The 18,188-nt window shown below is 72.4% G+C and carries 15 protein-coding genes, 1 tRNA gene and 2 pseudogenes; 12 read left to right on the top strand and 6 right to left on the bottom strand.

Annotation, left to right across the window (positions count from 1 at the left end; genetic code table 11):
- The first annotated feature begins 4 nt into the window (after positions 1-4).
- On the top strand, positions 5-2,197 hold the full coding sequence (locus tag BCD49_RS03480) for a DNA polymerase (RefSeq protein ID WP_007517373.1): 2,193 nt from the start codon (positions 5-7) through the stop codon (positions 2,195-2,197).
- A gap of 132 nt (positions 2,198-2,329) precedes the next feature.
- Here the strand turns inward: BCD49_RS03480 and BCD49_RS03475 are convergent.
- A pseudogene (locus BCD49_RS03475) lies at positions 2,330-3,033 on the bottom strand (class I SAM-dependent methyltransferase); the annotation flags it as partial.
- A 59-nt stretch (positions 3,034-3,092) separates the two neighbouring features.
- Here BCD49_RS03475 and BCD49_RS43055 point away from each other — a divergent pair.
- The 3 genes from BCD49_RS43055 (at position 3,093) to BCD49_RS03465 (ending at position 4,715) form a co-directional block, all read left to right on the top strand.
- Positions 3,093-3,284 carry a hypothetical protein gene (locus tag BCD49_RS43055; protein WP_131803359.1) on the top strand — a complete coding sequence of 64 codons (192 nt, stop codon included), beginning with the start codon at positions 3,093-3,095 and terminating at the stop codon, positions 3,282-3,284.
- Positions 3,285-3,464: 180 nt separating this feature from the next.
- Positions 3,465-3,764, top strand: coding sequence for a methyltransferase domain-containing protein (locus BCD49_RS46305; protein ID WP_007517368.1), 300 nt, complete (start codon positions 3,465-3,467; stop codon positions 3,762-3,764).
- An 866-nt stretch (positions 3,765-4,630) separates the two neighbouring features.
- Positions 4,631-4,715: transfer RNA gene (locus BCD49_RS03465), tRNA-Leu, on the top strand.
- On the opposite strand, the gene BCD49_RS40180 is transcribed toward BCD49_RS03465, so the two are convergent.
- The 4 genes and pseudogenes from BCD49_RS40180 to BCD49_RS03445 all read right to left on the bottom strand — a co-directional run bounded on the left by BCD49_RS40180 (position 4,697) and on the right by BCD49_RS03445 (position 7,526).
- A complete protein-coding gene (locus tag BCD49_RS40180) occupies positions 4,697-5,449 on the bottom strand; it encodes a zinc ribbon domain-containing protein (RefSeq protein WP_269799866.1) in 753 nt (250 codons plus the stop codon). The two genes, BCD49_RS03465 and BCD49_RS40180, sit on opposite strands and share 19 nt — an antisense overlap.
- A gap of 164 nt (positions 5,450-5,613) precedes the next feature.
- A pseudogene (locus BCD49_RS43950) lies at positions 5,614-6,713 on the bottom strand (integrase core domain-containing protein).
- Between the two features lie 119 nt (positions 6,714-6,832).
- Positions 6,833-7,120 carry a DUF2218 domain-containing protein gene (locus BCD49_RS03450; protein ID WP_007517364.1) on the bottom strand — a complete coding sequence of 96 codons (288 nt, stop codon included), beginning with the start codon at positions 7,118-7,120 and terminating at the stop codon, positions 6,833-6,835.
- Between the two features lie 55 nt (positions 7,121-7,175).
- Positions 7,176-7,526, bottom strand: a complete 351-nt coding sequence (locus tag BCD49_RS03445; RefSeq protein ID WP_083401224.1) for a putative quinol monooxygenase — start codon at positions 7,524-7,526, stop codon at positions 7,176-7,178.
- Positions 7,527-7,778: 252 nt separating this feature from the next.
- On the opposite strand from BCD49_RS03445, the gene BCD49_RS03440 reads away from it, so the two are divergent.
- The 5 genes from BCD49_RS03440 (at position 7,779) to BCD49_RS03420 (ending at position 14,424) form a co-directional block, all read left to right on the top strand.
- The gene (locus BCD49_RS03440) at positions 7,779-9,203 is read left to right on the top strand and encodes an aldehyde dehydrogenase family protein (RefSeq protein WP_106410265.1); all 1,425 of its coding nucleotides are present in this window, start codon (positions 7,779-7,781) and stop codon (positions 9,201-9,203) included.
- Positions 9,204-9,241: 38 nt separating this feature from the next.
- Positions 9,242-10,459, top strand: a complete 1,218-nt coding sequence (gene lhgO / locus BCD49_RS03435) for an L-2-hydroxyglutarate oxidase (RefSeq protein WP_241832245.1) — start codon at positions 9,242-9,244, stop codon at positions 10,457-10,459.
- Positions 10,460-10,623: 164 nt separating this feature from the next.
- Positions 10,624-11,520, top strand: a complete 897-nt coding sequence (locus BCD49_RS03430) for an amidohydrolase family protein (protein ID WP_007517356.1) — start codon at positions 10,624-10,626, stop codon at positions 11,518-11,520.
- Positions 11,517-13,283, top strand: a complete 1,767-nt coding sequence (locus tag BCD49_RS03425; RefSeq protein ID WP_071041137.1) for a thiamine pyrophosphate-dependent enzyme — start codon at positions 11,517-11,519, stop codon at positions 13,281-13,283. The genes BCD49_RS03430 and BCD49_RS03425 overlap by 4 nt, the downstream gene beginning before the upstream one ends.
- Before the next feature lie 88 nt (positions 13,284-13,371).
- A complete protein-coding gene (locus BCD49_RS03420) occupies positions 13,372-14,424 on the top strand; it encodes an Ldh family oxidoreductase (RefSeq protein ID WP_007516070.1) in 1,053 nt (350 codons plus the stop codon).
- 96 nt (positions 14,425-14,520) lie between these two features.
- Here the strand turns inward: BCD49_RS03420 and BCD49_RS03415 are convergent, their stop codons facing one another.
- Entirely contained in the window at positions 14,521-14,928 is a 408-nt protein-coding gene (locus BCD49_RS03415) for a cupin domain-containing protein (RefSeq protein ID WP_007516069.1), read from the bottom strand.
- A 215-nt stretch (positions 14,929-15,143) separates the two neighbouring features.
- Between BCD49_RS03415 and BCD49_RS03410 the strand changes: the two genes are divergently transcribed.
- The 3 genes from BCD49_RS03410 to BCD49_RS03400 are packed head-to-tail and all read left to right on the top strand — an operon-like array spanning position 15,144 to position 18,185.
- The gene (locus tag BCD49_RS03410) at positions 15,144-15,797 is read left to right on the top strand and encodes a carboxymuconolactone decarboxylase family protein (protein WP_051466369.1); all 654 of its coding nucleotides are present in this window, start codon (positions 15,144-15,146) and stop codon (positions 15,795-15,797) included.
- Entirely contained in the window at positions 15,794-16,930 is a 1,137-nt protein-coding gene (locus tag BCD49_RS03405; RefSeq protein ID WP_007516067.1) for an ABC transporter permease, read from the top strand. The genes BCD49_RS03410 and BCD49_RS03405 overlap by 4 nt, the downstream gene beginning before the upstream one ends.
- 55 nt (positions 16,931-16,985) lie before the next feature.
- Positions 16,986-18,185 carry a sugar ABC transporter substrate-binding protein gene (locus tag BCD49_RS03400; protein WP_007516066.1) on the top strand — a complete coding sequence of 400 codons (1,200 nt, stop codon included), beginning with the start codon at positions 16,986-16,988 and terminating at the stop codon, positions 18,183-18,185.
- Positions 18,186-18,188: the final 3 nt, after the last annotated feature.

Raw genomic sequence — 18,188 nt, 5'->3', positions numbered from 1 at the left:
GGAGATGGTGATCAATCGGTCACGTGCCGTCGGGCGGACGCCGACGGCGCAGGTGCGGCGCCGGTTTGTCGGTGGCGTGCGGCAGCATGCGGGTGTGGCCTCGGTAGCGCGTCTCCCCGGTGCGGCGGCATCGGGTGGTGACGCCGTCCGCGCGGTCGAGGTGCTGCGCGCGGCCGGGGTAGGGCGTGGGGACGCGGTGGCCGTGGTCACGGTCGCCGGGGTCGGGACGGCGCTGGCGTGGGACGGCGGGGGATGGGCCGAGGCGGCCGAGGCCGGTGGGCTGCTGGCGGAGGTGGAGGCCGCGGTCGGGCCCCGCTGGGTGTGGTGGTCGACGCGAGGCTCGGGGTCGCCGCTGACCTTGACGGCCGGCGTCGGTGGCGCGGTGCGGGTCGGCGGTGGCGGGCCGGCGCTGTGCTGGGACCTGGCGGCGGTGCACCGGGTGCTGCGCGGCGGGCACCGGGACGATCCGGGGGCGGTGTGGGCGGCTGTGCGCGGCCTGCCGGTCCCGCCCGCGCCGCACCGGCCGCGGCGGGACGGGCAGCTCGACCTGCTCGCGATCGTCGACGACGAGGACGCCGACGACCCGGAGGCGGACGACCCGGTCGGGCCGGACGGGCAGCTGCGGACGGGCTGGGTCGAGGAGACGCTGCGCGGCACCGCCGCGGGCGGGTTGGGTGAGCGGCTGGCCAGGGCGGGGCGGTTCGCTCGGCTCGCGCTGGTCGTGATGGCCGCGCAGGAGGAGGCGTTGCGGGCATTGCCCGACCCACGGACGCGGCCGGGCCGGCTCCCGCTCGCGGTGCTGACGGCGCGGGCCGAGTCGGCCGCCGAGCTGCTCGCCCACGAGCTGTGGCGCGTCGGGCTGCCCGTCGACCGGGCGACGGCCGAGGTGACGATCGGCGAGATCGTCGGGCCGCGGTCCCGCGACGCCGTCGGGGAGGCGGCGGCGCGGCGGGAGCGGGACGCCCCGGTGCTGCGGCATCTCGGCTCGTCGGTCGACCTGCGCAACCCGGCGTCGATCCGGGCGGGCCTGGCCGCGCTGGGGATCGATGTGCCCGATACCAGGGCGGGGCGGCTGACGCCGCTGCGCGGGACACACCCGGTGGTCGACGAGCTGCTGACCTGGCGCAAGGCCGAGCGGATCGCGACGACCTACGGTTTCCGCTGGCTGGACACCCACGTCGGCGCCGACGGCCGGCTGCGCGGCGAGTGGCATGGCAGCGACGGCGCCGCCGGGCGGATGACCGCCGCGGCCGGGCTGCACAACCTGCCCGCCGACCTGCGGGTCCTGGTGGTCGCGGAGCCTGGGTACAGGTTCGTGCGCGCCGACCTCGGCCAGATCGAGCCGCGGGTGCTGGCCGTCGTCTCCGGCGACCCGGAGCTCGCGAAAGCGACCGCGCAGGACGATCTGTACGCCCCGGTCGCGGCCCGGCTCGGGGTCGACCGCCCGACGGCGAAGGTCGCGGTCCTCGCCGCGATGTACGGCCAGACGACGGGCGCCGCCGGCCAGGCACTACGCCAGATGCGCGAGACCTACCCGGTGGCGCTGGCCTATCTGGACGCGGCTGACGCCGCCGGCCGCGCCGCCGCCCTCGGCCGCCCGCTCGAGCCGACATCGCCGCCGCCCGGCGCCGCGCTCCAGCGCCCGTCGTCCGTCGCCGTTGTGGGCCAGAACCGGCCGGCCCCGACCCGACCGGATGGGGAGGCCGAGGCTGCGCTGCGGACGTTCGGCGGCCGTCGGATTCCGCTGCGCGCCCTCGCGGCCGCCACGACCGGGGCGACGAACATGGCCGGAGCCGGAGCCGGAGCCGGGGCCGGGGCCGGGGCCGGGGCCGGGGCGGGAGCCCGAGCTGGAGCGGGGGCCACGAACGCGGACCTGGACACGGACCTGGACCTGGGCCGGGCGAGCGCGGCGTGGGGCCGGTTCGCGCGCAACGCCGTCGTCCAGGGCGCCGCCGCCGAGCTGTTCAAGGCCTGGGCGGTGACGGTCCGTCAGGCCCTCGGGCCGCTCGGCGGCGAGATCGTGCTCTGCCTGCACGACGAGCTGCTCCTGCACGTCCCCGCGCAGCACGCGGACCAGGCCGTCGCCGCGACCCGGCACGCGCTCGCCGCCACCGCCGCCTACTGGGCCGCCGGCAGCCCGGTCCGCTTCGTCGTCGACATCGCGGTCGTTGACCGCTGGTCGGACGCCAAGGCCTGACCGCCGGTGGGCCGTCGTTCGTTTCACCAGCGTCATCGCGTTATCGCGTCACCAGCGTCATCGCGACCCTCTAGCAGGCTGAGTCCGGCCGTCACCACGCCCGGTGCGGCGGATCGCGTCCCAGTCGCAGGGTGGAAGCAGGTTGAGGCGGCCGTGTGTGGGCAGTTGGTCGAACCATTCGTCGCGGGTGTAGGTGCGTTCCCGCGCGAACTGTCGCTGTTTCGGTTCGCTGAGCCTGTCTGCCTGGCGGATCCCGTCGGCGATCGTGGTGAACAGCGTCTGGTAGGCGTCGAGGGCATGCCTCAGGGACTCGAGGTTGACCGGCGTGTCCGGTGCGGCCTGCTGGTAGGCGGTGGCAAGGGCGTCCAGCACCGCGGGTTGGTACTGGAACACGTGATGAAGGGCGCGAGTAGGCCGCGGGGCCGTAGCACCTGTGCGGCCTTGGCCGCTCCGGCGACCGGGTCGACCCAGTGCCAGGCCGTGCCGGCGATGACCGCGTCGAAGTTCCGGCCGGCCGGATCCCACACCTCGAACGTCGCCTCCTCGACCTCGATCCCAGCGCGCCGCGCGAACGCGGCCATTCGTGCGTCGGGCTCGACGCCGAGTACCCGGCATCCAGCCGCCTGGAACTGTCGGGCTTCGATGCCGGTTCCGCAGTCGACATCGAGGACATCGCGGCCGGGGCTGGCGGCAAGGATCGCGTTCACCAGATCGGCGGGATAGGGCGGCCGGACGCGGTCGTAGCGTGCGGCGCCCTGGCCGAACGACTCGGCGACCTGCCGGTGGCGATGAGGCGCGGGCTGCGGAGGCGTGTGCTTCTCCGGAATGGGAGGTATGCGGTCAACGAATCCGCGATCCCTCGTTTGGTGCCACATTATGTGCCACACTTGTTGGCGTGGTAACGACTGGGGAGCTGATGAAGAACGCCGTCGACGCGCGCCGTGTCGCCCAGACGGCGATGGCGCTGGCGGTCCGTGAGGCCCGCGCCCAGGGCTGGTCCTGGGACAAGATCTCAGCCGCCCTCGGGGGAAGCCCGAACGGCGAGACGCTGCGCAGAAACTTCGGCGATGGAAAGGCCACGCCGTGACCGATCACGTGGCCGGCGCCGCCCCGCGACCGGCGGCCAACAGGCTTCTGCGCGAGCACTACGAGACGCTCGCCGCCCTGCTCGACGCGAACACCTTCCGCCACCTGGACAGGCTCGGCGTCGCTGCCGGGCGTCGCTGCCGGGCGTCGCTGCTGGGAGATCGGCGCGGGAGCGGCGACCGTGCCGGCATGGCTAGCCCGACGCGTCGGGCTAGCCGGCTGTGTGCTGGCCACCGTCGTCGACGTGACCTTTCTGCGGGAGGCCGGCGACCTGTCCTTCGAGGTCGCCCTACACGACATCGGAGCCGACCCCGCCCCGCCGGGCGCCTTCGACCTCGCGCATGCCCGCCTGGTGCTGGAACACGCCCCCAGCCGCGACCCGGCCCTGCGCACAATGGCTCAGACCCTGCGGCCAGGAGGCTGGCCACTGATCGAGTCCGCCGACCCCCACTCCAGCCTCTCGCCTGCCCCGACGCGATAGCCCCGCCCAAGCCCGCGCGAACCGGCTCCGCAACGCCTGCTGGACACTCCAGGCCCGCCGCACCGACCTCGGCTATGCGCGCACGCTTCCTCACCGGCTCCGCGGCGTCGGCCTCACCGACGTCGAAGCCCAAGCCCAAGCCTGCTTCTCTCTCGCCGGCCCCGCCCCGGCCCGGCTCCAGCGCACCTTGATCGAACGGGCGCGTAGCCACCTGACCGCCGCGGGGTTGGCCACGGAAGAAGACATCGACCAGCACCTGGCGGACCTCGACGCGGCCGGCTTGACCTCGCGGCCTTCCCGGTCATCTCCGCCTGGGGCCGCAAAGAGCACTGACAACCCAGAGCAGCGCGACCTCGGCCGCTCTCGGCGTCAACGCGACGCGAGCCGCGGGCGAGCCGGTACCCGTGCCCTGTCACGGCGATGGACGGGTGCACCCGATCGGGGCCAGCCGGCATGGTGGTCGTCGCTAAGGTCGCCAAGGCCGTCACCGCCAAGGGCACGCTCACCATGCCGATGAGGCCATGTCCTTGGYGAAGCGCCACCAGAACAACACGCTTGTCGTCACGTCCACGCAGCCAGGGGCTGACGGGGCGTAGTGCGCCAGTGAGCTCGCGTAGCAGTCCGACGCTGTCGATCACCAGCGCGCTACCGACGCCGATCTGCATCGCCAGAGCTAGGCCCATCGCCCATCGCCCAGCCGCGCAACGTGTCGCCGATGGCACGCCGGACGCCTCCACCACCTCGTCGGATGCCTGTGCTGGCCGCTGTCGGGCCTTGATCCAGCCGTGGTCTGGGGTTGCGACAGGCACCCTGCGAGACCGTGTAGCATCTGCTTTGCACTCGGGCGGTGAGCCCGGGAGTCACCGGTCCGGGTGGCGGAATGGCAGACGCGCTAGCTTGAGGTGCTAGTGCCCTTTAACGGGCGTGGGGGTTCAAGTCCCCCCTCGGACACGATCCATTACCCCACGGTAGGCATCGTCGATCTTCAGGTAGGCCTTCACCGTGTTGGTCTCGACCTGATAGGTCAGGCGTAGGCCTAGATGGCGGTACAAGTCCGTCTTCTCCACTGGTTCCACCTCGGCGAACGCCTTGGCTGCCTCGCCCAGGGACGCGACCAGGCTGCTGATCTCCTCGCGCGTGAGCTGCCGCTCCTGTCCTTGCCGTGCCTCGCGGAGATCCCGCTCGGCGGTGGTCTTCTCCGCTTGGGCCTGTGCGATCCAGCCGGTGACGACTGCGGGGTCGGCTCCGGCGTCCAGCGCGGCTCGGTAGCGGGCCAGTTTGGCGTTGCTGTCCTCGATGGCCCGTCGGGCCTGTTCGCAGGCGAGATCATCGGCTGTCGTGCTGGTCTGGGCCGCGACCATGGCGTCGAGAGTCGTGGAGAGCTGCGGGGGAGCGAGGGCGCGGGCGAGCCAGCTGTCGAGGGCGGGCAGGATGGCGTCCTCGCGGAGGTAGACGTTGGTGGGGTGGCTGACGGTGTTCGCGAGGGCGTATTCCTGTGGGTAGCGGCAGCGGTAGTAGGCGACGCCTCGGGCGGTGTGGCCTTGCATCTTGCGGTCGCAAACGCCGCAGTAGAGCGCTCCCCGGAGCGCGTAGGGCTGGCGGGTGCGCGGTCGCTTCTGGTCGCCGGGGCCGCGTCCCCGGCCGGCGAGGAGTTGTTGTGCCTGGGTGAACGTCTCGGTGTCGATGATCTCCGGGTGGGCGGTCTCCTCCGACCAGACCCATTCGTCGGCGGGGTTCCAGCGCAGTTTGGTGGTGTGCCCGAGGCCGACGTCCTCGACGTCGAGGAGGACCTCGTCCTTGCGTTGGCGGTTCCAGACCTTGTACCTGCCGAAAAGTACGTCCGGGCAGGTCAGGCCGCATGTTCGTACTCGTGCAGGATGCCGCCGAGCCGGTCGCGCCGGCGGATGTCGAGGTGGGTGAGCCGGTCCGGGGCGGTGATCGGTTCGGGCGGCGGCCGGAGCGGTCTGGAGTTGGCAATGCCCTGGTGGGGACGGTGCGCGTTATAGAACGCCTCATAGGTGCGCAGGGTGTGCAGGAGATGGCGCTGGTTGTAGATGAGGGTTCGGTCGAGGAGTTCCCGGCGGCAGCTGCGCACCCACCGCTCCATGATCGCGTTCATCCGTGGGACTCGGACGCCGCTGCGCACGACTGCGATCCCGACGTCAGCCAGGATCGCGTCGAACAGGGCGGGGTACTTGCCGTCGCGGTCGCGGATGAGGTAGCGGGCGGTCGAGCYGGCGTCCTGGAGGTCCATGGCGAGGTTACGGGCGGCCTGGGTCACCCACGCGGTGGTGGGATGAGCAGTGGCGCCGAGGATCCGGATACGGCGGCTGGAATGTTCGATCACCGCGAGGATGTACAGGCGGGTCCCAGCCAGGGTCACCGTTTCGAAGAAGTCGGCGGCGAGGATCGCGTGGGCCTGGGACCGCAGGAAGCCGGCCCAGGTGGTAGCGGTCCGCTCGGGCACGGGGTCGATGCCTGCCTGGTACAGGATCTCCCAGACGGTGGACGGGGCGACTTTGATGCCGAGGGTCAGCAGTTCGCCGTGGATCCGCCGGTAGCCCCAGCTGCTGTTCTCCCGGGCCAGCCGCAGCACCAGGGTGCGGATCGAGGCCACGGTGCGGGGCCGGCCACGCCGTCTGGGGCGGGAAGCTCTGGCGTGGTAGCGGGCGATCAGGTTGTGTGGTGCCAGCGCAGCACCGTCTCCGGGCGCACGAGTAGYCGCAGGTCGCGCAGGGTTGGCCGCGGCAGCGTGTGCAGGAGTGCGGCGAGCAGGGCGCGGTCGGCGGGTTGGAATTGGAGCCGGTGGCCGTCGAGTTGGCGGTGCAGCACGGCGATCTGGTGTCGCAGGGTGAGGATCTCGATGTCCTTGTCGTGATCGCTGCGGGGCAGCAGGCGCAGCAGCGCGAACGCGTTCGTGACACCGAGGTAGGTCAGCCGAAGCACCATGAGGTGGCATCCTCGCGCAGCCACCGGCCCCAACGGCTGCGGCCACCCTGACCAGGGCGGATGGCATTATCGGCATGCACAGCCCGCGGGAAGCGCGGGGCGCGGGAAGGCCCGGATGGTCAGGTCCAGGTGACGGTGAGTTCGTTGCGGGCGCCGAAGCGTTCCAGGTGGCGGCCGACGACGTCCTTGACGCGGTCGAGGTCCTCGGCCGCGGGCGCGGTCGCGTGCAGCACGAGTGCGTCGCCAGTGGCGGTGAGCAGGCAGGTGCCGCCGGCGATCGTCAGCATGGTGCCGTGGGGAGTCTCGACCGGTTCGGAGTGCCGGCCGAGGTGGGAGGCGAGCTGCTTGAGGTAGCGCGGCGCGGCGTCGGTCGCCACCCGGGCGTCCGCTTCGAGCATGTCGACCATCGTTGACCTCCTTGAGGGTCCGGCTGCCTGACTGCCTGACGGCTTTGTTGCCGCCTCAGTCTCGTGACACCGCCCGGCCCGCGCCGGGCTGGCCCGCTGGGCTGGCGTGGTCGGCCGGGTCGAGGCCGGCCAGGTCGTGGCGGATCCGTTCGGCGAGGTACGRCAGGGTGCCCTCGCGCAGCCAGCGGGCGAAATGCGCGGATTCGGTGTGCGCACGCATCGCCGCCTCGTCGACGTATTCCTCGTAGATAGCGAAAACCACTGGATCCGTCGGCGACCGAGCGACGTGATAGGCGGTGTTGCCGGGCTCTGCCCGGGTGTGCCTGACCATTTCGCGCAGCGAGTCCGCCACCTTCTGCTCGGCGCCCGGGCGCGCCCGGTAATGCACGATGACGACGTGGCTCATAAATCCTCCGGCGGCGGATAGACAGGCGTACGAAACCCATCATGGACCGTCTCGCCCGCCGTCCGTGCCGTCCGTCGTGGCCCGCGGCGTACACCTTAGCTTGCGGTTCTGTGTGTGTCCGCTGACGGCGGACCGCTCCTACCATCGTGCTCGATCAGCGGCCGGGGCACCAGCCCCTGGCGCGGTAGCGAGCGAGAGGACGGTCGGGAGCCCATGGCACCAACGGCGCCGACAGGCCCGGGCTTGGCCCTCATGTCACCGCCCGAGGGCGTCTTCATCGACGTGCTGGACCCAGCCGACCTGCGGCGGGTGGTGGGGCGGGTACCGGCCATGTCGCCGGCGGAGGTCACCACCCTCTACGACGCGGCGGCCGAGGGAGCGGCGCGCTGGCGGGACACGTCGCCGCTCGAGCGGGCGCGGGTGCTGGCGGCGGGCGCGGCCAACCTGCGCAGCCGCCGGGAGGACGTCGCCGCGGACCTGGTCGCCGAGATGGGCAAGACCCGTGCCGAGGCGACCATCGAGGTCGAGAAGTCCGCGGACTTTCTTGACTACTACGCGGGCCTGGCACGTGCGCCCTACGGCTATCTGCTTGTCGATTCCCGGCCCGGAACGCAGACGAGTGTGCGCACAGAGCCGCTCGGCGTCGTCTGCCTCATCACCCCGTGGAACGACCCGCTGCTCACCCCGGCGAGAAAGATCGCGCCGGCGCTGGCGACCGGAAACGCGGTGATTCTGAAGCCGGCGACGGAGACACCACTTGTCGCCCTGCGCCTGGAACAGGCATTGCGGGAGGCGGGCCTGCCGTCCGGCGTTTTCGCGACGGTGACCGGTCGGGTGAGCGAGATCGAGGCCGCGCTGCTGGACGACCCGCGGCTGGCCGCCGTGTCGTTCACCGGCAGCAACGCGGTCGGCCAGCGGATCAAGCGGCGGCTCGCCGACCGCAACGTGCGCCTGCAGACCGAGATGGGTGGCAAGAACGCCTCGGTGGTGCTCGAGGACGCGGACGTCGACCTCGCCGTGGCGACGGTCGCCGCCGCCGCGTTCGGCCAGGCGGGCCAGCGCTGCACCGCCACCAGCCGGGTCATCGTCGATCGTGCGGTCGCCGGCCAGGTCGTCGACGGTCTGGCGCGCGCCGCCGCCGAGGTGCGCCTCGGCCCGGGCGCGGAGCCGGCGACCACCATGGGCCCGCTCGTCTCCGCCCGCCACCGCGCCGACGTGCTGGAGCACATCGGCCGGGCACGGGCGCAGGGAGCCCACGTCGTCACCGGGGGCGAGGCGCCGAGCGACGAGCCGCTCGCGCACGGCTGCTACGTCACCCCGACCGTCCTCACCGACGTCGAGACGACCATGGACATCTGGCGCGAGGAGGTTTTCGGCCCGGTCGTCGTCGTCCAGGTCGTCGACGGGTTCGACGCCGCGGTGGCCGCGACCAACGACTCGGCCTTCGGCCTCGCCGCCGCCGTCTTCACCACCAGCCTGGCGCGGGCGCACGCGTTCGCCGACCGGGCGAACACGGGGCAGGTCTCGGTGAACCTGCCGACCTCGGGATGGGACGTCCACATGCCCTTCGGCGGCTTCGGCGACTCCGGGTCACCATTCAAGGAACAGGGCCTGGAAGGTCCGCGTTTCTACACCCGGGTGAAGACCGTCGCGATCCGCCACGGCGGCGCGCTGTGAGCGTGGACGCCGAGCGGAACGGCCAGTCCGAGCGCCCGGTGACGGAGGTCTTGCCGGCGGGGTCGGGATGGCGGGTCGGGGTGGTCGGGGCGGGGCTGGTCGGACTCGCGGTCGCCCGCCGGCTCGCCCAGCTCGGCGCCGAGGTGACGGTCCTGGAGAAGGAGGACGACGTCGCCACCCACCAGTCCGGGCACAACTCGGGGGTCGTCCACGCCGGGCTCTACTACCAGCCCGGCTCACTGAAGGCGACGCTGTGCCGGCGCGGCGCGGGGCTGCTGCGCGAGTTCTGCGCCGAGCACGGGCTGGTGTTCAAGGAGATCGGCAAGGTCGTCGTGGCCCGCGACGGGGTCGAGCGCGGCCGGCTCGCCGGTATCGAGGCGCGGGCGAAGGCCAACGGTGTGCCGGGCGTGCGCTGGCTCGACCCGGCGGCGCTGCGGGAGCTGGAACCGAACGTCACCGGCGTCGCGGCGCTGCACTCGCCGACGACCGCGATCGTCGACTACCGGGCCGTGGCGCGCGCGATGGCGGACGACGTGCGCGCCGCCGGCGGACGGGTGCTGTTCGCCTCCCCGGTCGCCGCCGTGACCCCGGACGGTGTCGACGGTGTGTCGGTGCGGGCCGGCGAGGAGCGGTACCGGTTCGACCGGGTGGTGCTGTGCGCCGGGCTGCAGTCCGACGTCGTCGCGCGGCTCGCGGGTGATGACGCGGGGCCGGCGATCGTACCGTTCCGCGGCGAGTACTACCGGCTTGTCCCCGAGCGGGCGGGCCTGGTGTGCGGCCTCGTCTATCCGGTGCCGGACCCGGCCTATCCGTTCCTCGGCGTGCACCTGACTCCGCGGGTGGACGGCAGCGTGGACATCGGCCCCAACGCCGTCCTCGCCGCGGCCCGCGAGGGATATCGACGCCGTGACGTCAGCCCGCGGGAGTTCGCGGCGGTGCTGCGCTGGCCGGGGGCCCGCCGGCTGTTCCGCCAGCACTGGCGGGCCGGGGCGCGGGAGCTGCGCGGGTCGCTGTCCAAACGGGCGTTCGTCGCCGCCGCCCGCGCCTATGTGCCCGAGCTGCGGGCCCCTGACGTCGTGCGCGCTCCCGCCGGCGTGCGGGCGCAGGCGGTGGACGCCGACGGCGCGCTCGTCGACGACTTCCGGATCAGCCGCCTCGGCCCGGTGACCGCGGTCCGCAACGCCCCGTCGCCGGCGGCGACGTCGTCGCTCGCGATCGCCGAGCACGTCGTCGACCGCTTGGCCGCCGTCGCCTGAGCCGCGATCCGCGCGCCATCGCCCCGAACCGCCGTCGCTACGAACCGCCATCGCCGAGCCGCCGGTCCCCGAACCGCCGCCGTCGCGCCGTCCCGGCCGTCCGCCGCCGGGCTGGTTTCCAAGGTCCAGTCCGCCTCCACCGAGCGAAGCGAGGAACCGCACCGATGTTCATCGTCGACTCCCAGATCCACATCTGGAAGGAAGAGACGCCCGACCGTCCCTGGGTCCCGGGCGCCCGGGAACGGATCCGGCTCAACGGGCACCGTGAGGAGGCGTTCTCCTACGAGGAGGCGCTGAGCCTGATGGACGCCGCCGGGGTGGACCGGGCGCTGATCCTGCCGCCAAGCTGGGAGGGCGACCGGACCGACTACGCGCTCGAGGCCTGCGCGGCGTACCCGGACCGGTTCGGCGTGATGGCGCGGATTCCGCAGAACAAGCCCGCCGAGGGCGCGGCGATGATGCGGGACTTCGCGCAGAACCCGTATGTGAAGGGCACGCGCCTCACGTTTCACCGGCCGATCGACCGGAACTGGATGATCGACGGCACGAACGACTGGTACTGGCCGCTGGCCGAGGAGCTCGGCATCCGGACGATGGTGCACGCCCCGATCTGGAAGGCCGAGCTCGGCGCCATCGCCACCCGCCACCCCGAGCTGCGGATCATCATCGACCACATGGGGATTATGGCCCGCTGCGTCGACGACGCGATCGGCTACTGGGTCAAGGAGACCGCCGACCTGCACGTCCACCCGAACATCTACGTCAAGGTCTCGGCGATCCCCGGCTACTCGACCCACCCGTTCCCGAATCTGAACCTCGCCAAGTACGTCCGAGAGATGGTCGACGCGATGGGCCCGAAGCGCTGCTTCTGGGGTACCGACCTCACCCGACTCATGGGCCACGGCCTGACCTACGCCGACACGATCGCCCAGTTCACCGAGCACTTCGGCCTCACCGCCGAGGAGCTCGAATGGGTCATGGGCCGAGGGATCTGCGAGTGCCTCGACTGGCCGGTGCCGGTCGCCGCCGAGGCCGCCTCGGTCGCGGAGCCGGCCCCGTGACCGGTCCGGGCACCGGCGGCGCGGCTGGCGGCCGGGCGGGGGTCGACCGGGCCGACGGCGGCGAGGCGATCCTCGCCGCCTGCCGAAGCCTCGGCGTCGACGTGATCTTCTCCTCGCCGGGGTCCGAGTGGGCCCCGGTGTGGGAGGCGCTCGCCCGCCAGGCACGCGACGGCGCCGAGGGCCCCCGCTACCTGGACCTCATGCACGAGACGCTCGCCGTGGCGATGGCGACCGGCTACGGCCTGGTCACCGGCCGCCCGCAGCTGGTGCTGCTGCACGCCGGCCCCGGCCTGTTGCAGGGTGMCTGCGGCATCCACGGCGCGCTGCTCGCCGGGGCCGGGATGGTCGTCTGCTCGGCCGAGTCGCTGACCTACGGCGAAGGTCTGTCGGCCGGCGCGGGCGCCGTGGACCCGGGGTCGCAGTGGTACCGCAACCTGTCGATGGTCGGCGGGCCGCAGGCGTTCGCGGCACCGTGGGTGAAGTGGTCGTCGCAGGTCGGCGACGTCGGCACGCTGTACGGGTCGGTGGTGCGCGCCGCGGAGCTGGCGGTGCGCGGGCCCGCCGGGCCGGTGTACCTGAACGTGCCCGTCGAGGTGCTGCTCGCGCCCTGGGACGCGGCCCGGGCGGACGTGCGGCCGGTGGCGCCGGCGGGGCGGCGGGTCAGCACCGACGATGAGCTGGAGCGGGCCGCCCGCCGGCTGCTGGCCGCCGAACGGCCGGTGCTGATCACCGAGTCGGTGGGGCGGGCGCCGGACGGGTTCGGGGCGCTGGTCGAGCTCGCCGAGCTGCTCGCGGTCCCGGTGGTGGAGCCGCAGTCGGCGGTGTGCGCGAACTTCCCGCGCACCAGCCCGCTGCACCGCGGCGGCGAGGCCGGGGCGCTCACCCGCGACGCGGACCTGATCGTGCTCGCCTGCTGCCGGGCGCCCTGGTACCCGCCGAGCAACCGGCCCGCGGACGCCGAGGTGCTGGTGATCGACGACGTGCCGCAGCGGCCGGTGATGGCCTACCAGGTGCTCGGCGCCGACCAGTACCTGGAGGGCGACGTCGGCCCCACCCTGCGGGCGCTCAGCGCGAAGATCAAGGCGCTGGGTGTCGACGAGCAGCGGGTCGCGGCCCGGCGTGCCCAGCTCGCCACGCCGTCGCCGGCGGCGACCCGTGCCGGCGGCCCGGCCGGTGCCGGTGGCGCGGCCGACTCGGGCGGCGGGCTGGCCGCGGCGGACGTCGCGGCGGCGCTGCGCGAGCTGCTCGACGGGCGGGCCGCGGTCGTCGACGAGACGATCACCCACAGCCGGGTCGTCGCCGAGCACCTGCGCGCCGAGGAGCCGCTGCGCTACAGCTACGTGCAGGGCGGGCTCGGCCAGGGGCTGGGTGTGGCGCTCGGTGTGAAGCTCGCCGACCCGGACCGAGAGGTGGCGCTGACGGTCGGCGACGGCTCGCTGCTCTACAACCCGATCATCCAGTCGTTCGCGGCCGCGCGCGGCCTCGGCCTGCCGATCCTGGTCGTCGTCTTCAACAACGGGCAGTACCGGTCGATGAAGCTCAACCACCTGCGCTTCTACCCGGACGGCGCCGCCGTCACCGAGAACGACTTCCGCGGCGTCAACCTGCCCGACGCACCCGAACTCGCGGCCCTGGTCGGCCCCTTCGGCATGTTCGGCGCGACCGTCACCGACCCGGCGGACCTGCGCCCGACGCTCGCGCGCGCCCTGGCGTCCGTCCGCTCGGGCACGACCGCGCTGGTAGACGTCCGCCTCACCCGATAACCGCCGCGACCCGCGATGCCCGCGGGCGGGCCCGCGTCCGTTACCGCCCGTTACCTGGAAGTTTCCTGTCTACCCGTCTGGAGCGTTCATGGCAGCCCCCCGCACCCTCGTGCCGGACAAGACGCTGCGCACGCTGGTCAGCGACATCTTCGTGGCCGCCGGCACCAGCCGGGAGCACGCCGACACCGTCGCCGACGTCCTCGTCTGGGCGAACCTGCGCGGCGTCGACTCGCACGGCGTCTCCCGAGTGCCCCGCTACCTGGAACTGTTCGAGAAGGGCGAGGCGAACCCGACGCCCACCATCGCCGTCGACGAGCTGCGCTCGGCGGTGGCCGTCGTCGACGCGGACGCCGCGCCCGGCCCGGTCGCGCTCTCGCTGGCGATGGACCAGGCCGTCAGCATGGCCCGCTCGACCGGCGTCGCCTGGGTGACCGTGCGCGGCACGGTCCACACCGGCGCGATCGGCTACTACACCGAGCGCGCCGCGAGTTACGGCATGGCCGGTCTCGGGATCGTCGCCGGCGTGCCGAACATGGCCTACCCCGGCTCCACCGGCGCCGGGGTGGCGACGAGCCCGCTGTCGGTGGCCATCCCGGCGGGCCGGCACCCGACCGTGCTGCTGGACATGGCGACCGCCGTGATCGCGCTCGGCCGGATCGCCCAGCACAAGGCGTCCGGGACGCCACTGCCCGAAGGGGCGGCACTGACGAAGGACGGCCGGCCGACGACCGACCCGGCCGAGGCCGCGGTGCCGCTGCCGGTCGGCGGGGCGAAGGGCGCCGGGATGTCGCTGGTCTTCGAACTGCTCGCGAGCGGCCTCGCGGCCAACCCGATCGTGTCGTCCTACCACTCGGGGACGCCGGAGGGCCGCCGGCACAGGCAGAACGCGGTCCTGGTAGCGGTCGACATCTCGGCGTTCGTCCCGGTCGAGCGGTTCCGCGGGATCGTCGACGAGACCGTCGACGCGATCAAGGCGCTGCCGGCGAGCGACCCGGACCGGGAGCTGCTGGTCCCCGGCGAGCGGGGGGCGCGGACGTTCACCGAGCGGCTCACGAACGGGGTGCCGCTGGCGCCGGGCCTGGTCGCCAAGCTGGTCGGGCAGGCGCGGGCGCTCGGCGCCCCGGTCCCCGAGGGCCTGTGAACCCGGCCGCGGGAACCGGTCGCCCGATTCCCGCGGCCAGGCCGGCCGCCCTGCCCGGCCGGTTTTCCCGGCCGGTTTCCCGGCGGTCGGGAGAACTCAGTCGGCGACCATCCGGTCGTGGTCGGACAGATGCTCGACGGTGCGGCCGGTGGCGACGAACGTGCGGGTGACGTAGGCCGAGTCGTAGACCCACAGGATCGTCATCGGAACCTGGCCGACATTGCGGAACAGATGCGGGATGCCGGCCTCGACGTAGGTGGTGTCGAACGGCTCGAGGCGGGTCGTCTTCCCGTCGATCTCGACCTCGGCGTCGCCGGACAGCAGCGTCACGTGCTCCACGCAGTTGTGGGTGTGCAGCGGCGCTCCGGTCCCCACGGGATAGGTACTGATTCCGGAGGTGAGGGTGATCTGCTCGGTCGCGCTGGCGCGGGTGATGAGCGGCAGCGTGCGGACGCTCCCACCGCGGTCGAGCCGTTCCACCTGGCTCGCCTTGATGATGGTCACCGGGGCTCCTCCCAGATCCGGCGTCGGCTCGGTGAGTCCTTGCTTCGACGCGCGGGCCGCCATCGACCGTAGAAGGCGCAGGTGAGGGGCCGCGAGCGCACAACCCGAAGCCTAATGTTTCGCCGACGGGAACCAGCTCGGCGAGATTCCCCTGGACAGCTCCGAGCCGTTTGGGAACCCTTATGGGAACTCTTGTCAAGATCATCTGAAGGAGGATGCAGGTGCGCTTGGGACCTATTCAGGAAATGACCCCGCGGCAGGCGGAGATCAGTGAGCGGATCACCGCCCGGCGCGGCGGCACGCGCGGCCCTTTCCTGGTCTGGCTGCGCAGCCCCGAGCTATGTGAGCGGGTAGAGGCGCTCGGTGCCTACTGCCGGTTCGAGTCCGCGCTTTCACCACGGCTGCGAGAACTCTCCCTGCTGATCGCCGCGCGCCACTTCGACGCCCAGTACTCGTGGAACGCCCATGTCGACAAGGCGGTCGAGGTGGGTGTGTCACGCGAGGGGCTGGAACGGCTCGCGCGCCGCGAGGACCCCCAGTTCCCGGCCGCCGACGAGCAACTGCTCCACCAGTTCGCCACCGAGATCCTCGAGTGGCACTTCGTCAGCGACGAGACGTTCGCCGCCGGGCTCGCCGCGTTCGGCGAGCAGGGCTTGGTGGACCTCATCGGCTGCCTCGGCAACTTCTCGATGCTGGCCATGCTGCTCAATACCTTCCAGGTCGACCTGCAGGCGAACCGCACCCCGCCGTTCCCGGACGTCCGTGGCTACGCCAAGATCGGCCCGGCCCCCGGCCTCGACCCCGGCTCCGCCGCCGAGGCCGGACGTGAGCCGGAGCTGGTCGGCCCACAGCGGTCGGAGACGCCGTGACCACCGCGGCCCCTGAGCAGGGAACGCCTCGGGGCACCGGGCTCCCGGCCACGGGCACGGGAGCCGACCCCGCGGGCTCGGCTCCCGTGGACGCCGACTCGGCCGGGCGCGGGCGTTCTGGCGCCGGCCCCTGGCCCGGGCGGGCCCAGGGCCGGGGGCGCCATCCCGGGCATGGGCATGGGCATGGGCACTCCTGGGGGTACCAGGGAGCCCGGTTCGCGGTCGTCGGCGTCTGGCTGCTACTGATCGGCGTCTACGGCCTGACCGAGCCGGACAGGTTCCTGACGACCGGCACCTTTCAGACGATCTTCGGAAGCCAGCAGGCACTGGTGTTCCTGACCGCGGCGCTGCTGTGCACGATCTGCATCGGGGAGTTCGTCGACCTGTCGGTGCCGTCGGTCTTCGGCCTCGCCGCGATCCTCGTGCCAGTGCTGACCGTCCAGCATGGCTGGAACGTCTGGCTCGCGAGCCTGGTCGCGATCGTCGTCGCGACCGTCGTGGGGGCGGTCAACGGCGCCCTGATCGTGCGCCTCGGCGTGAACACGATCGTCGTGACGCTCGGCATGGGGACGCTGCTGCTCGGCGTCGCGTTGTGGGTCAGCAACCTGACGCCGGTGAGCGGTCTGTCCAGCGACTTCTCGAAGATCTCGTTGCTCGACGTCGGCGGCCTGCCGGTCAGCTTCTACGAGGGCGTCGCCCTCATGCTGGCGTTCGCCTACGTCCACCTGGCCACCCCGCTGGGGCGGAACATGCGTTTCGTCTCGGCGAACCGCGAGGTCAGCCGGCTCGCCGGGGTCCGGGTGAACGGGATCCGCTTCGGCGCGTTCGTCGCGGCCGGCCTGATCAGCGGCGTCGGCGGGGTGCTCGCCACCGCCGCGACCGGCGGCTTCGACCCGACCGTCTCGCAGAGCTACCTGCTGCCGGTGTTCGCCTCCACGTTCCTCGGCACCGCGATCCTGCAGCCCGGCCGGTTCAACCCGCTGGGGACGCTCATCGCCGTCTACTTCCTCGCCACCGGCATCCTCGGCCTGCAGCTGATGGGCGTGGCCGGCTGGGTCTCCAACGTCTTCTACGGCGGTGTCCTGGTGGTCGCCGTGACGATCTCCACCCTTCTGCACCAGCGTTCCGGCTGACCCCGCCCGAGCCACTCCCGAATCTGGCGTACCACTCCCGAAAGGTTCTCCGACGATGCGGACATCTCTGGGACGCCCCGACCGCCTACCGTTATCCCGCTACGGTGTCGCGGCCGCCGCCGCGTTAGCGACCGCGGTCGTCCTTGCCGCCTGCGGCTCCTCTGGCTCGGACGACGACGGCGCGGGCACCTCGGCCACCGGTGCCGCGAGTGCCTCGGCGAGCGACGACACGCTGACCGCCACCGTCGACAAGCTGCTCGAGCCCATCGCCCGCATTCCGGTGCCGACCACCAAGCTTGACGGCGTCGCCGGCCTGAAAGGCAAGACCGTCTACTACGTCCCGGTCACCCAGCAGTCCTCGCAGTTCAAGATCATCGGAGACGCGCTGGCGAGCGCCCTGGACGCGGTCGGGATCTCGCTGCAGATCTGCAACGGCGGCGCCAACCCGACGCAGATCACCGCCTGCGTCAACCAGGCCGTCGGCGCGAACGCCGGCGCGATCGTCACCGACGCGATTCCGTACGCGCTGGCCGCCAACGCCCTCGGCGCCGCGCAGGCGAAGAACATCCCGGTCCTCATCACCAACCAGATCGCCGACCCGGCCCACCCCGTCAGCAAGACCCTCGGCTACGTCGAGGGCGGCGGCACCGCCCAGCTCAAGGCCGTCGCCGACTGGATCATCGTCGACTCCGGCGGCAAGGCGAACGTCCTCATCAACGGCAGCACCGACTCGCCGTCGTCGCAGGCCTACGTCCAGGCCGCCAGGGACGAGTTCTCCGACCACTGCCCCGGCTGCAAGGTGACGGTGAACTCGATCTCGTCGGCGAACTTCCCGCTGATCGCCCCGTCCACGAGCTCCGCGATCCTGCGCACCCCGGGCGTGAACTACGTCCTGTCGGAGTTCGACCAGTACCTGCAGCCGACGCTCGGCGGCGTCCAACAGGCCGGAAAACTCACGTCGGTGAAGGGCGCGTCCGGCTCGGCGCAGCTCGCCGGCCTGCAGATGCTCGCGTCGAAGAACTTCCTACACGTGGACGCCGGTCAGGCGTCGACCTTCCAGGGCTGGGTGGACGCCGACGCGGTGCTGCGGCTGATGCTCGACAAGCCGCTGCCCGCGTACGACTCGGTCGTGCGGCTGTTCACCCGTGACAACGTCTCCGGGCTGAAACTGACCGCCGACGGCGAGGCCTCCGGCGAGTGGTACGGCCCGACCAGCTTCCCGGTGCAGTTCAAGGCGCTGTGGGGACTGAGCTGACCC

This window comes from Pseudofrankia sp. EUN1h (genome assembly GCF_001854645.1).
GTDB classification, from domain to species: domain Bacteria; phylum Actinomycetota; class Actinomycetes; order Frankiales; family Frankiaceae; genus Pseudofrankia; species Pseudofrankia saprophytica.
The sequence above is the reverse complement of the archived record's forward strand: the minus strand, read 5'-3'. Positions and strand labels throughout refer to the sequence as shown.

Excerpts from the sequence above, each read along its gene's own strand:
- BCD49_RS03480 (WP_007517373.1), top strand. The coding sequence starts at position 5 with ATGGTGATCAATCGGTCACGTGCCGTCGGGCGGACGCCGACGGCGCAG.
- BCD49_RS03450 (WP_007517364.1), bottom strand. The coding sequence starts at position 7,120 with ATGGTCGACATGCTCGAAGCGGACGCCCGGGTGGCGACCGACGCCGCG.
- BCD49_RS03440 (WP_106410265.1), top strand. The coding sequence starts at position 7,779 with ATGTCACCGCCCGAGGGCGTCTTCATCGACGTGCTGGACCCAGCCGAC.
- BCD49_RS03430 (WP_007517356.1), top strand. The coding sequence starts at position 10,624 with ATGTTCATCGTCGACTCCCAGATCCACATCTGGAAGGAAGAGACGCCC.
- BCD49_RS03420 (WP_007516070.1), top strand. The coding sequence starts at position 13,372 with ATGGCAGCCCCCCGCACCCTCGTGCCGGACAAGACGCTGCGCACGCTG.
- BCD49_RS03410 (WP_051466369.1), top strand. The coding sequence starts at position 15,144 with ATGCAGGTGCGCTTGGGACCTATTCAGGAAATGACCCCGCGGCAGGCG.
- BCD49_RS03400 (WP_007516066.1), top strand. The coding sequence starts at position 16,986 with ATGCGGACATCTCTGGGACGCCCCGACCGCCTACCGTTATCCCGCTAC.